Origin of the sequence: Mycobacterium sp. SMC-4, from assembly GCF_050205565.1 — a bacterium.
Lineage (GTDB): Bacteria > Actinomycetota > Actinomycetes > Mycobacteriales > Mycobacteriaceae > Mycobacterium.
In genome coordinates this window covers 1-12954 of sequence record NZ_JBNMQU010000021.1, presented here as the reverse complement: position 1 = coordinate 12954, position 12954 = coordinate 1, and the positions used below count along the sequence as shown (strand labels likewise).

Genomic DNA, 12954 nt, shown 5'->3' with positions numbered 1-12954 from the left:
GCAGGCGGGGCCGCTCCCGCGGTCGCGGCCCCGCCTGCCGCTCCCGCGGTCGCGGCCCCGCCCGCCGCTCCCGCGGCGTAGGCCCCGCCTGCCGCTCCCGCGGCGTAAGCCGGTCAGAGGGGACTGATGTCGCCGTACGTGTAAGAAGTCCAGTGCGGATTCACGGCCCCCTCGTGGCGCCAATGCGCGTCGATGTACCAGTTCACCGCACCCCACGGTCCGCCCTGAACGTCGATATCGGATGCGAAGGCATCGCGCTCGGTGGTGTAGACGAGGTTGTCGATCCGGACGCCGTCACCGGCGACACCCTCGCTCGGGTTGCCGCCGCTGATCTGCACGGCACACCACGAGGACCCGATGTGGTCGTCCATCGCGATCACGATGTTCTCGATGTCGATGTCGCGGACCTGCAACAGCCGCACGCCGTAGCCGTCGCCGCTGCCGCGACCCGCCAGCGTGACGTTGATGGCGTCGAACGTCGCGTCCTTGACCCGGTACATCACGACCCCGGCGCCGTCGGCCCCGGTGGACGAGACTTCACCGAACTCCACGCCGGCGATGTCCTGGACCAGGATCTGGCCGGGACCCTCCAGCACCAGACCATCGATGGTGAGATTCGACGACGGCAGATCCGAGACTGCTAGCCCGTCCCGCATCCGGCTCGTTCCGAGGACCAGGATGTTGGCCGCATGGTCGCTGACCAGCCGCACATTCTCGATCACCGAATCCCGCAGGGACGCAAGTAGGAATCCGCCGTTGCCGCCGACATTGGGGCCGTCGACGTCGACGCCGGTTTCGGCGTAGATGTTGCGCAGGGTGACTCCGGCGAACTTGGAGGTCGTCGTCCACGGCGTCTCCACCGACACCGACCAGTTCTGAGCGTTGCGGATGACCACGTCGCTGATCGTCGTTCCGGAGAAATCCCACCACTTCGAGTCTTCGGTGCCGTCGATGTTGTTGGTGCCGAGCACGATTCCGGTCCCGACATTCTCGATCGTCACATCGGAGATCGTGATGTCGCGCGACGCCAGACTCGTCCAGTCGCCCGCGAAGGCGCCGATCGCCGAGTTGACGTGGAACCCGAAGGCCTTGCCGGAGATCGTCACGTCGCTGATCGTGATGTCGTAGCCGCCCTGGACCCGGAAGCCGTTCGCCTGGCCACCCGTCACGGTGATGTTGGTCGCCGTCGACCCGCCGTTGTTCCACTCGCCGATGCCGCTCTGATTGAACGGGCCGTCAGTGGGGCCGTACGTCCACGGCTGAGTCGGGTGGTAATAGGTCACGAACGCCAAACCGTCGTCCCCGGTGTTCTGCGCCAGCAACCCGTCGACCGTCACGCGGCGGTTCGCGTTGAAGTGCAGGCCGTCGGCGAGAGTTCCGATGGCCGTGAAGTTGGTGACTGTCACATCCGAGGCGCCCATGACGACAGCTCCGGCTTGCGGGGCGTTGACCACGCGGCCGTTGATGATGGAGACGAACTCGACCTTGCCCGTGGAGCCCGTCCAGCCCGAAGCCGGGGCAGCGTCGGAGGGATACCCGACGATCGAGATGCCGTCGCCCCAGCTGCGCCACGTGGGACGAGTCACCCACTCGATGGTCGGATTCAACAGCGTCACATGGGAAGCGGCGCCGGCGATCTTGATGCCGTGCCCCTGGCCATGGCCAGACGAGGTGAGATTGTCCATCAGCAGCCGGGCACCTTGCTCGAACTCGATGGTGACGTTCGACAGGCCACTGAGCACGATGGCCGCGCCGTCGGCCGGATTCTGCTGCGCGAAGCGGTAATCGCCGTCGGGGAAGTACAGCGTGGCACCCGACGTCATCGCCGCCTGGGCGGCTTTGATCGCAGCGGAATCGTCCGTGACGCCATCTCCGACGGCTCCGTAATCCCGCACGTTGACCGTGATCGCCGATCGGGCCGACTGCCGCAGCGTCCGTGACGTCGAGGTGGCCGATCCCGTCGGGTTGGACGCTGTCGGGGTGGATGAGGTCTCGTCGAATTGGCGGCGCACCCACGCCAGGACGGCCACCATCAAGGGCGAGTCGGCAGGACGGGGATCTCGGCTGAAGCCGACGGAATCCAGTACCCGCGCGACGACGGGGACAGACTTAGTGACGACAGTCCCGGCGGACTCGCCGGTGTCGGCCGACGGCGCCGTGGTCGCCCGCCTGGGGGCCACGGCGCGGGTCTGCGCAACGGGCGGGGTCGTGTCCACCACGACGACATCGGATTCCGGCGCGGCAGACGGCGCACCGCGTTCGAGGGTCGACTGGTCGTCATCTGTCGCGGAGGTCGGGGACTTGCGCGAGAGAGCGGGGCCGGTGTCGGCGATGCCGCGCCGGCCCTTGTCCTCGACGGCGGCACGGGAGTCGACATCCTCGTCGCGCTCGGAACCGGCGTCGCGATCAGAACCGGCGTCACGGGAATCCGCGTCGTCGGAGTCGTCGCGGGCCTGACGCGATCTCGTCGGCGAGACGCGGTCGGTCGATTTCGCGGCGCCGCGGGCTTCCGCGCGCGTTCCCGACTCGGACGAGTCCGGTCCGGTGGTTTCGGCAGCGGCGATCCCGTGCCCGGTGCTCAGCGCGAGTCCGATTCCTGCCGCAACCACTGCTCCGCTGACGCGTCCCGCCCGCTTGTCCATCGCATCCCCCCAAAATTGTCGCCTGCGTAGATTCGCTCGAAGTATGGCACGCGCCGTCGGGTTTCAACGATCAACGGCTTCGTGAGCCGTCCGAAAACGTTGTGCGGCGCCGAAAATCACCGACGGCGGCGCGCCACGCCCACCCAGAAGGCCGGGCGCCGCGCCCGAACCTCAATGTTTGCCAGCTGACTACGGCGACGAACATCTCCGGGAACCGGCAGGCAGTAGCGCGCCCAACGCCGTTGCTGTGCCCCGCCCCGGGTGCGCGAAGTCAGACGCTGGCGGCCTCGTTGAGCTCGTTGAGAGTGTTGGTGGCCTCCAGGTACTCCTGGACCCAGCGTTCGATCACGGTCGCGGTCTTCTCGACCTTGGTGAACTGGCCGACGACCTGCCCGATCGGGTTGAACGCGACGTCGACGGTCTCGTTCGGGTACTTGTGCGTCGCGGCCACAGCCATGCCCGAGACCATGTACTGCAGCGGCATACCGAGGGGCTTCGGATTGTTGGGGTCCTCCCACGCCTCGGTCCAGTCGTTGCGCAGCATGCGCGCCGGCTTGCCCGTGAACGACCGACTGCGCACGGTGTCGCGGCTGGTGGCCTTCGCGTACGCGGCGTGCTGGACCGCGGTGTTCTCCGACTCCTCGACCATCACCCACTGCGATCCGGTCCAGGCCCCCTGCGCGCCGAGCGCCAGCGCGGCAGCGATCTGCTGGCCGCTGCCGATTCCGCCGGCGGCCAGCACCGGCACCGGCGCCACTTCCTTGACCACCTGCGGCCACAGCACGATGGAACCGACCTCACCGCTGTGCCCGCCGGCCTCACCACCCTGGGCGATGATGATGTCCACGCCGGCGTCGGCGTGCTTGCGTGCCTGCGACGGCGAGCCGCACAGCGCGGCAACCTTGCGACCCTCGGCGTGGATGTGGTCGATCATGTCCTTCGGCGGGGTGCCGAGCGCGTTGGCGATCAGCGTCATCTTCGGATGCTTGAGCGCCACCTCGACCTGCGGGGTGGCGGTCGCCTCGGTCCAGCCGAGCAGCTGCAGGGCGTTGTCGTCGCTGTCGTCGGTCGGCACGCCGTGGTCGGCCAGGATCTTCTTGGCGAAGTCCAGGTGCTCCTGTGGGACGAGCGAGTTGAGGGTCGCCTTGAGTTCGTCGGCGGACATGTTGGAGTCCATGCCCTCGTACTTGTTGGGGATCACGATGTCGACGCCGTAGGGGTGATCGCCGATGTGCTCGTCGATCCAGTTGAGCTCGATCTCGAGCTGCTCAGGCGTGAAGCCCACTGCGCCCAGCACGCCGAAGCCGCCGGCCTTGCTGACCGCGACGACCACGTCGCGACAGTGGGTGAAGGCGAATATCGGAAACTCGATGCCGAGTTGGTCGCACAGGGGAGTATGCATAGTCCGCTCCTGGTGGGGCTATAGGCACGTAAGACCGAAAACTGAAACGTGTTCTACTTTAGTACACGGCGCCGTGGATTCGGCATACGCAGCACCGGCCAACCTTCTTCGGCGGCGACCACCGCGAGCCGGCGCCGCGGATTGACCGGGTGCGGATGGCCCACCAGGCCCATCAGGGCGATGTCCTCCTCGCCGTCGGCGTAGAAGTGGCTCCGCGTCAGGTCGACGTCGCGCGCGGCGCAGAACTCCTGGACCGCCACCGCTTTCTGCCGGCCCCAGATCACCGGCTTGGCGATGGCCCCGGTGAGGCGGCCGCGCTCGTCGACCTCGAAGTGGTTACACAACACGTGGTCGATCTCGAGGTAGCGCGCGACGGGCTCGGCGTGGATGGTCAGCGCCGACGAGCTCAGCACCACGGTGTGGCCGCGCCGCTGGTGGGCCAACACGATCTGGTGCATGACCGGGAAGACCCGCGACCGCACCCGTTCACCGAACAGCCGTTGCCCCACGGCGTCGAGCTCGGCCAGCGAGTCGCCGCGCAGATAGCCGGCGGCGCGCACCAGCAGGTTCTCGAAGTGGACGCGACCGAACCGGTACCGCATGGCCGCTTCGATCACCCCGAAGACCTCACCGAGGCGAGCCTGGCGGCGACGGATACGGTCGCCGGCGTGGGCGGTGGCGGTGATGCCGTCGATGAGGGTGCCGTCGAGGTCGAAGAACGCCCCGATCCGGGGACCCGGGGGACTGTCGTCGATCGTGGCGATCAGCTCCGCCGGATCGGCGGGATCGGCGGTCACATTCCGCTCCTCTGTCATGCGCGGTGAGGCTGTGACCCGCCATGCTACGGGTGACGTTTGCACTCCTGGTTTAATCTGACCCCGGTCGCAGCAGACGGCCACGGTAGTTTGGTCCTTGCCGGGTTCAGGATGCAGCCTGCGCGGGTGGCACGCTTGAGTGCGCAGCCGTGCGTGCTGCACGAAGCGGCCTGACATGGAAGGTGAACATTGGACGAGCAAGCAGCCGAAGGCGTTACCGCCTCATCGGGAGCGTCGAACTGTGTCGTCACCGAACGCTGGGTCGACCGGGTAGCTGTCGTAGCGGTCTCGGGTGTCGTCGACATGCTCACTTCGCCGCAGTTGGAAACCGCGATCGACACCGCGCTGAGCCAGCAGCCGGCCGGGGTCGTGATCGATTTCACGGAGGTCGAGTTCCTGGCTTCCGCGGGGATGGGCGTGTTGGTGGCCGCTCACGACAAAGCGGGCTCTGACGTGGCGATCAGCGTGGTCGCCGACGGTCCTGCGACCAGTCGACCGCTCAAGCTCGTCGGCATCGCGGACATCGTGAGCCTGTATCCGAGCCTGGACGAAGCCCTCGCGGCGCGCGGTGCGTAGGTAAGCCGCATAGGAAAGTGCGTCTCGGGGTAGCCACGAACTGCCATGATCGATTCAATGCCGCCGGCTGAAGTGGCCAATGCAGAACGCTTCGAGCGATTCGGGCTCGACGCGGACGCCCTGACCGTCGCGCAGACCCGCCAGGATTTTGCGCAGTGGCTGCAACGGTTCTTCGACCTCGATGCCGTGCGATGCAGTGACGTCGTCCTGGCCATCAACGAGGCGCTGGCCAACTCCGCCGAGTTCGCCTATCTGCTGTCCGACCGTCCCGGAACCATCGACATCCAGGGCATACACGACGGGCCCGCCCAGACGCTGACCGTCCTGATCAGCGACCGGGGCAACTGGCGCGCCCCGCAGCCCGGTCCCGCGCCGCGCACACGCGGCCGGGGTATCCCGCTGATGGAAACGCTGTCCGACGACTACGAGATCGAGAAGTCGCCGGAAGGTACGCGGGTCCGTCTGGTGTGGAACCGGGTCGGCAAACGCTAAGCCGGGCGGTACACGCCCTTCCCTGTGCACAGCGGCAGATCCAGCGTGGTGCGGATCCCTGCCGGAGCCGCGAGGACGTCCGGAATGGAATTGACGATCCGTCCGGCCGCGGCCAGGATCGCCGCATAGTTGTGGTCGCCGTTGCGGCTGGTCGGGCAGATGTCCATGACGTACGACGGTTCGCCGGTGATCTCCACCCGGTAGGAGCCGCCCTCTTGAGCGGGCTGCGCCCAGTCCGGGCGCAGATCGCCGCGCAGTCGGGTGATGTGCTCGACCACGATCGCCGAGCGACCGTCGACCTTGCCCTCGATCAGGAACCGGACCGCCGCGACCGTGCCCTTCTTTATGGTGCCGACAGCTACCTCGAAGTCCTCGGGTGCAGGTTCCTGTTCGACGGAGTCGGTGATCTCGTCGATCTCGATGCCCAGTCCGGCGGCCAGTTGGCGGATGCCGACACCCCAGGCGAGGCTGAGCATGCCGGGCTGATACAGGAACGGCAGGTCTCCTACTTCATTGCCGAAGCCCATCACGTCGAACATCACGGTCGCACCGTCGTAGCTGGCGTAGTCGGCGATCTCCATGGTGCGGATCTGTTCGACACGCTGACAGGTGCCCGCCAGCGCCAGCGGCAGCAGGTCGGTGACGAAGCCCGGGTCCACGCCGGTGATGAAGATGGTCGAATCTCCCTGTTGCGCAGCGGCTTCGATGCGCTCGATGGACCGGTCGGGGATGACACCCCACGGGTATTCGAGGCTGACCGGTGACGAGCCGACGACGTCGATGCCGGCTTCGAGGAAGCGCCGTACGTCGGCGATCGCTTCGCGCATGCGGACGTCACCCATGGCGCAGTAGACGACGCAGTCCGGTTTGGCCTTGACGATGGCGTCCAGGTCGGTGACCGCGGTGACGCCGGTGGTCACCTCCAGCCGCGCGAGCTCGCCGGCATCCTTGCCGGCTTTCGCGTCGGAGGAGACCCAGACGCCGACGAGGTCGAACCGGTCGTCCTCGATGAGCTGACGCAACGTCAGACTGCCGCAGTTGCCCGTCCCGATCTGTGCCACGCGAATCGCCATGGGCAGCAGTATGCGTGCCCGCCGGGCAAATAGGAACAGGTTCTAATTCGTGTCCACCCGCGTGCGGTAGCCTGACGCCCCATGGGACGCGTGGACGGAAAAGTGGCACTCATCAGCGGCGGGGCGCAGGGCATGGGTGCCGCCGACGCCCGGGCCTTGATTGCCGAGGGCGCCAAGGTCGTCATCGGCGACATCCTCGACGAGAAGGGTCAGGCGCTGGCCGACGAGATCAACGCCGAGACCCCCGACTCGATCCGCTACGTCCACCTCGACGTGACCCAGGCCGACCAGTGGGAGGCCGCGGTGGCCACCGCGGTCGACCAGTTCGGCAAGCTCAACGTCTTGGTCAACAACGCCGGCACGGTGGCGCTCGGCCAGATCGGTCAGTTCGACATGGCGAAGTGGCAGAAGGTCATCGACGTCAACCTGACCGGGACATTCCTGGGCATGCAGCACTCGGTGGAGGCCATGAAGGCCGCCGGGGGCGGCTCGATCATCAACATCTCGTCCATCGAGGGTCTGCGCGGTGCGGTCATGGTGCACCCGTACGTGGCGTCGAAGTGGGCGGTGCGCGGCCTGACCAAGTCGGCCGCCCTGGAACTGGGCTCCCACAACATCCGCGTCAACTCCGTGCATCCCGGATTCATCCGCACTCCGATGACCAAGCATTTCCCGGACAACATGCTGCGGATCCCGCTGGGGCGGCCGGGCCAGCCCGAGGAGGTCGCCACGTTCGTGGTGTTCCTGGCCAGCGACGAGTCGCGGTACTCCACCGGCGCCGAGTACGTGATGGACGGCGGCCTGACCAACGACGTTCCACACAAGTAGCAGCCGATGACCGCACGCGCCGGCATCGTGGTCACCGGGACCGAGGTCCTCACCGGGCGGGTCCGGGACCTCAACGGTCCGTGGCTGGCTGACCGCCTGCTGGAGTTGGGGGTGGAGCTGGCCCACATCACGCAGTGTGGCGACCGGCCCGCCGACATCGAGGCGCAGTTGCGGTTCCTGGCCGAACAACAGGTCGACCTGATTATCACCAGCGGCGGGCTCGGGCCCACCGCGGACGACATGACCGTCGAGGTGGTGGCGCGGTTCTGTGGCCGGGAGCTGGTCCTCGACGCTGCGGTGGAACGCACGATCAACGAGATCCTGACGCGGATGATGGCACGGTTTCCCGACGTCCACGCCGAGGCGGTCCTGGCCGCCAACCGCAAGCAGGCGCTGATCCCGGCCGGTGCCGTGGTCCTCGACCCGGTGGGCACGGCGCCGGGTGTCGTGGTGGCCGGCGCGCCGACGGTCGTGGTGTTACCGGGTCCGCCGCGCGAACTGCAGCCCATGTGGCAGGCGGCCGTGGCCACCGACGCGGTGCAGGCCGCGATCGCCGGCCGGACCCGTTACGAGCAGCGCACGGTGCGGATGTTCGGGCTGCCCGAGTCCGGATTGGCCGACACTCTGCGCGACGCCGAGCACGGCGTCGCCGGATTCGACCGGCTCGAGATCACCACCTGTTTACGCCGCGGCGAACTCGAGATCGTCACCCGATTCGAGCCTCAGGACGCAGCGGCGTATGCCGACCTGCTGGAACTGCTCGGGCAGCGGCACCCGCGCGAGATCTTCTCGACCGACGGCGCGTTGATCGACGACCAGGTCGCGGACCTGCTGGCAGGTCGCCGCATCGCGACGGCCGAGTCGTGCACCGCCGGACTGTTGGCCGCACGGTTGGTCGATCGGTCGGGCTCGTCGGCATACGTCGCCGGCGGGGTGGTCGCCTACGCCAACGACGCCAAAGTCGAGATGCTCGGTGTCGATGCCGACCTGATCGACGAGCACGGCGCGGTCTCCGAGCCGGTCGCCGAGGCCATGGCGCGGGGCGCGCTGCGCCGCTTCGGCGCCGACACCGCGGTCGGGATCACCGGCATCGCCGGACCGGGCGGCGGGACAGACGCCAAACCGGTCGGCACAGTCTGCTTCTCGGTCGCGCTTCGCGACGGCGACAACGACGACGTGCGGTTCCTGACGCGCACGACCCGGTTACCGGGGGACCGGTCCGACATCCGCGAGCGATCCACGACCGTGGCCATGCATCTGTTGCGTCGAGCGCTGACCGGCCAAGGCTAGAGTGTCGCAGACACCAATCGACACGGGAGATTCACCGATGGCTGATACCGACGAGCGACAGACTGTCTCGGCGCTCGCTGAGCAGACCGGCTGGCGTCACCGCGTCGCAGAGCGCAGCGATTACTTCGACAAGGGCGTGGTGCGCGTCCACATCGTGTGGCGCGGGGACACCGCGATCAGCGGCGGCACGCTCTACCACGACGACATCATGCAGAGCTACAGCAAGGATCTGCCGACGGTGCGGGGCTGGCTGCAGCGCTGACCGGTCAGCGCTGGTCGTGGGTGTCCCACATCTCGGCCATCGCGGTCATGATCGCCTCGGCCTGGCCCAGCCCGCCGAGGTGGCTCTCCCCGGGCAGCGTGTAGAGCTCGGCGTCGGGGAGCCGGCTCACCACGTGACGACCGTGCGCGAACGGCACGATGTGGTCGGCATCGCCGTGCCACCACCGCACCGGAACCTTGACCTCCTCGATCTGGAAGCCCCAATCGCGGGCGAAGACGACCACGTCGGCGAACGGCGCGGCGAGCTGGCGTCGGCTGCCGTTGAGCAGGTCGTCGAGGAACATCGCCTTGAATTCCGGGCGCACGAGCAGTCGGCGGTCGCCCGCGGGTGAGATGCTCGCGTAGAGGAACAGGACGGGTTCGGCGACCGGCTTGATCAACCGGATCAGCCCGGTGGCGACCATGCTGAGCGGGGTCCCGACGTGCTCGAGCAGCGGCGCCGCCGGCAGGCCGACGTTGCCCATCAGCCCGCCGCCGATGGCGTCGGGCCCCTGGGTCGGCGCGACGCCGCCGAGCACGCCGACCGCGACGACGCGGTCGGGCATGGCCGCGGCGCAGCCCAGCGTGTAGGGACCGCCGCCGGACAGGCCGATGATCTCCATTTGCTCGATGCCGAGGGTGTCGGCGACGGTCCGCAGATCGTCAGCGAAATCGATGACCCTGCCGTACTCGTGCGGGGTCGAGGACCCGATACCGGGGCGGTCCAGTCCGATCAGCCGAATGCCGTTCTCCTCGGCGAACACTCTGGCCTCGACGGGGATCTGCCGTCGGGCGCCCGGTGTGCCGTGCAGCCAGAAGATCGCGCGGCCCTGCGGGTCACCGAACTCGGCGAACCCGAGTTGCCGGTCCGATCCGACGTGGACTTTGCCTTCGAGCTTGGGACGCGCGATATCGAGAGCCATGGGCGACAGTCTGGCAAACGCCGTCAGGCCGCGGTCGCGAACAGGTAGGACCCGACGGTGGTCATCCGGTCGTCGGCGCCCTCGTCGTACATCACCACCCGCACCGCGACACGGCCGTCGCTGCCGGGCATCGGTTCGGCCTCCACCCGGAACGGTCCGGATTTGCCGCGAGCCAGGAACATGACGTGCGACGACACCCCGTGGAGCCGCTCGGTGCCGGCCACCTCGACGGCGTGATGACGCGCGGCGGTCTCGAGCACGACGAACTGCGGACCGATGTGCAGCGCGGCGTCGGGGGAGGCGACGTCGACCGACAGTTCCGGCAGCGCCCAGCAGCCGTCGTCGCGCAGACTCGCGCCGAAGATCTGCCACAGCGGCGGCAGGTCGGGGGAGTCGACGACCGTCATCGGATTGGCCTCCATACGCTGCAGACCGTCCGGTGGGGTGCCGATGCTGATGCCCTGCCCCTGGGTCAGCGCCAGTACGCGTGACGGTTCGTCCGCATCGACGACCTTGGAGCGGCTGTATCCCATCTGCCGGCCGCGCTTGAGCTCCTCGGAGAGGATTTCGATCCGCGTGACGCCGACGCCGGGGTCGAGGATCTGACAGGAATGGATCACCGGATTGGGCACGGCCTCCAGGTCGGACATGTGTCCGCCTTCTGGGGAGGCGATGCCCAGGACCGCCAGCAGCAGCCCGCCGGCACCGTCGCGCATGTCACGGCGAACCGCTACGGTGTTGTCTTCTGGCCCGAGATCCATCTGGGCGTAGCTGCGGCCGATGTAGCGGTAGCTGAGCAGGCCGCCCCAACGCCGGCGCAGTTCCTCGGCATATTCGGCGGGCGAGTCGGCAAGGTCTCGAATGTCCTTGAGCACGCCCCAAATTAGCGCGCCGGCCGCCTCCCGCGGCCGATTATCGGGTTCGGCGGAGAAACAGCGTCAGCACGCACGAGTCGAATCGTTGCGGCGTGGTCATGCGTCCTTCGATCGCGGCGCCGCGTTGTCCCGTTCGCGCGCGGTCATCGTGTCGGTGAGATAGAGCGCGACGAGGATGTCGGCGAAGGTGATGAACAGACCCCACCAGTACATCCAGCGCACGGTCGGGTCGGGTTGGATCGCGAAGTACACGAACAGGAAGATGGGGCCGACGATGCCGAACACCAGCATCATCGCCTGAAGGCGCAGGTAGAGCCGCAGCGTGGCCATCGGCGAAGTGTGCCGCGACGGTCGACATTGGTCAACGGGACCGATCCTCCCGCGACATACGGTGATGGGATCTAATGTGACGACATCGGACTCATCCGCTTCGAGCAGACAGGAATCGACACTCATGCGCCGAATCGCGCGGATCGCGCTCGTGGCCACCGGACTTTTCTCGGCAGCAGCGGTGCTGGGTCCGGCGGTCTCCGCGGCGGACGCGACGACGGTGCCGCTGTCGCAGAAGCAGCGCCGCTGCGACTTCTCCGAGAACCCCTATCAGGGCGCCGGCGACTACGGTCGCGCGGTCGCGTACATGCGCAGCGACGGAAGCACCGTCACCGCGGACCTGCAGTTCGCCACCGGCAAGCCGAACACCCACTACGACGTCCGGCTCATCCAGGTGCCGCGCGGCCTGCACTGCGCTCCCGGCGATCCAGGTGTGGCTGCCGCCGCGTTGATCACCGATGCCGCGGGCGGCGGGGCGGTGACGGTGAGCGCGCCGATCGCGTCGGGTGCCTCGGGCGCGTGGGTGTCGGTCACCCGTCCGAGCGCGTTCTCGCAGCACCCGGAGGAGTTCTACACCACCGACTTCTTGTTCGAGCTGTAGCGTCCGCCTGCTCAGGCCGCCACGACGACGGTGAGCTGACGGTCGGCGCGTTCGACGCGCATCCCGGCTCGGCGCGCGATTGTCGCCACCCCGGCCGCGTCGGCCGGTTCGGAACGAGTGGTCGCCAGGACCCGGGCCAGCCGACCCTTGTGCGCCTTGTTGAAGTGACTGACCGTGGTGCGCCGTCCGTCCTCGTGTTCGGCCACCACGGTGACGGTCACCGCGTCGGGCACCCGCCCGAGTGCCGCGTAGGACCCTGAGCGCAGGTCCACCACCAGCTCGTCAGCCGCCACCGCGCTCAGGACGGGTTCGAGCACGGGGCGCCACCGCGTCGCCAGGCCGGGGCGGCCGGGCAGCTTCGAACCCGCCGAGAGCCGGTAGGCCGGGATGGGGTCGTCAGCTCGGAGGACGCCGAACAACGCCGATCCGACGGCGAGTCGGGCCCGCGCGCGGGTCGCGGCCGCCCCGCTGAGCGTGTGCGCGTCGAGCGCGTCGTAGAGCACGCCGGTGTAGCGGTGCAGGGCGGGCAGCGTCGGCGCGGTGCGCAGCGCGGCGTTGCGGTCGATCTCGGCGTCCTGGGACGCCGAGATGGCGAGTGCCCGTCGGCTCGCGTCGCGATCGGCGGCCAGTGCGACGAGTTCGTCGATCAATTCGCCTCGGACGTCGTTGAGCGCCGGCGAGCCGAGCGCGTCGAGGCTCAGCGGGGCTCCGTCGCCGCCGGCGCGCTTGGTTTCCGACGGGGGCAGCAGCACCATCACGGCAGAGACGGTAGCGCGCTCAGAGCGGCGCGCCCGGCGGGGGAGGCGGGGGCGCCGCTCTGAACGCGCTACCGTCTCTGCCGTGATG

At 68.3% G+C, this 12954-nt stretch carries 14 protein-coding genes; 6 read left to right on the top strand and 8 right to left on the bottom strand.

Translation table 11 applies throughout. The features are described from left to right. Positions 1–113: 113 nt before the first annotated feature. The 3 genes from ACQI46_RS25510 to ACQI46_RS25500 all read right to left on the bottom strand — a co-directional run bounded on the left by ACQI46_RS25510 (position 114) and on the right by ACQI46_RS25500 (position 4859). Positions 114–2642 (bottom strand): glycosyl hydrolase family 28-related protein, encoded by a 2529-nt coding sequence (locus tag ACQI46_RS25510; RefSeq protein WP_427096844.1) that lies wholly within the window; start codon positions 2640–2642, stop codon positions 114–116. Positions 2643–2913: 271 nt separating this feature from the next. Then, entirely contained in the window at positions 2914–4044 is a 1131-nt protein-coding gene (locus ACQI46_RS25505) for a nitronate monooxygenase (protein WP_427096843.1), read from the bottom strand. A gap of 53 nt (positions 4045–4097) precedes the next feature. Continuing rightward, positions 4098–4859 (bottom strand): HAD family hydrolase, encoded by a 762-nt coding sequence (locus ACQI46_RS25500; protein WP_427096842.1) that lies wholly within the window; start codon positions 4857–4859, stop codon positions 4098–4100. Positions 4860–5048: 189 nt separating this feature from the next. Between ACQI46_RS25500 and ACQI46_RS25495 the strand changes: the two genes are divergently transcribed. Further along, complete coding sequence (locus ACQI46_RS25495) at positions 5049–5435, top strand: STAS domain-containing protein (protein WP_427096841.1); 387 nt, start codon at positions 5049–5051, stop codon at positions 5433–5435. 45 nt (positions 5436–5480) lie between these two features. Beyond that, the gene (locus ACQI46_RS25490; protein WP_427096840.1) at positions 5481–5927 is read left to right on the top strand and encodes an ATP-binding protein; all 447 of its coding nucleotides are present in this window, start codon (positions 5481–5483) and stop codon (positions 5925–5927) included. On the opposite strand, the gene ACQI46_RS25485 is transcribed toward ACQI46_RS25490, so the two are convergent. Next, positions 5924–7000, bottom strand: coding sequence for a diacylglycerol kinase (locus ACQI46_RS25485; RefSeq protein ID WP_427096839.1), 1077 nt, complete (start codon positions 6998–7000; stop codon positions 5924–5926). The genes ACQI46_RS25490 and ACQI46_RS25485 overlap by 4 nt on opposite strands. Before the next feature lie 81 nt (positions 7001–7081). Between ACQI46_RS25485 and ACQI46_RS25480 the strand changes: the two genes are divergently transcribed. From ACQI46_RS25480 to ACQI46_RS25470, 3 genes are read left to right on the top strand one after another with little or no spacing between them, the layout of a single operon-like run. Next, positions 7082–7828, top strand: a complete 747-nt coding sequence (locus ACQI46_RS25480) for a glucose 1-dehydrogenase (RefSeq protein WP_427096838.1) — start codon at positions 7082–7084, stop codon at positions 7826–7828. 6 nt (positions 7829–7834) lie between these two features. Beyond that, positions 7835–9118, top strand: a complete 1284-nt coding sequence (locus tag ACQI46_RS25475; RefSeq protein ID WP_427096837.1) for a competence/damage-inducible protein A — start codon at positions 7835–7837, stop codon at positions 9116–9118. 37 nt (positions 9119–9155) lie between these two features. Continuing rightward, a complete protein-coding gene (locus tag ACQI46_RS25470; RefSeq protein ID WP_427096836.1) occupies positions 9156–9380 on the top strand; it encodes a hypothetical protein in 225 nt (74 codons plus the stop codon). A 4-nt stretch (positions 9381–9384) separates the two neighbouring features. Here ACQI46_RS25470 and ACQI46_RS25465 read toward each other — a convergent pair whose 3' ends face one another. The 3 genes from ACQI46_RS25465 to ACQI46_RS25455 form a co-directional block, all read right to left on the bottom strand. Further along, positions 9385–10302 (bottom strand): alpha/beta fold hydrolase, encoded by a 918-nt coding sequence (locus ACQI46_RS25465; RefSeq protein ID WP_427096835.1) that lies wholly within the window; start codon positions 10300–10302, stop codon positions 9385–9387. Between the two features lie 23 nt (positions 10303–10325). Next, complete coding sequence (locus ACQI46_RS25460; protein WP_427096834.1) at positions 10326–11177, bottom strand: hypothetical protein; 852 nt, start codon at positions 11175–11177, stop codon at positions 10326–10328. 96 nt (positions 11178–11273) lie between these two features. After that, entirely contained in the window at positions 11274–11507 is a 234-nt protein-coding gene (locus ACQI46_RS25455) for a hypothetical protein (protein WP_427096833.1), read from the bottom strand. 124 nt (positions 11508–11631) lie between these two features. Between ACQI46_RS25455 and ACQI46_RS25450 the strand changes: the two genes are divergently transcribed. Next, on the top strand, positions 11632–12108 hold the full coding sequence (locus tag ACQI46_RS25450; RefSeq protein ID WP_427096832.1) for a hypothetical protein: 477 nt from the start codon (positions 11632–11634) through the stop codon (positions 12106–12108). An 11-nt stretch (positions 12109–12119) separates the two neighbouring features. On the opposite strand, the gene yaaA is transcribed toward ACQI46_RS25450, so the two are convergent. After that, positions 12120–12866: a peroxide stress protein YaaA gene (yaaA, locus tag ACQI46_RS25445; RefSeq protein ID WP_427096831.1), complete on the bottom strand. Its 747-nt coding sequence runs from the start codon at positions 12864–12866 to the stop codon at positions 12120–12122. Between the last annotated feature and the right edge of the window lie 88 nt (positions 12867–12954).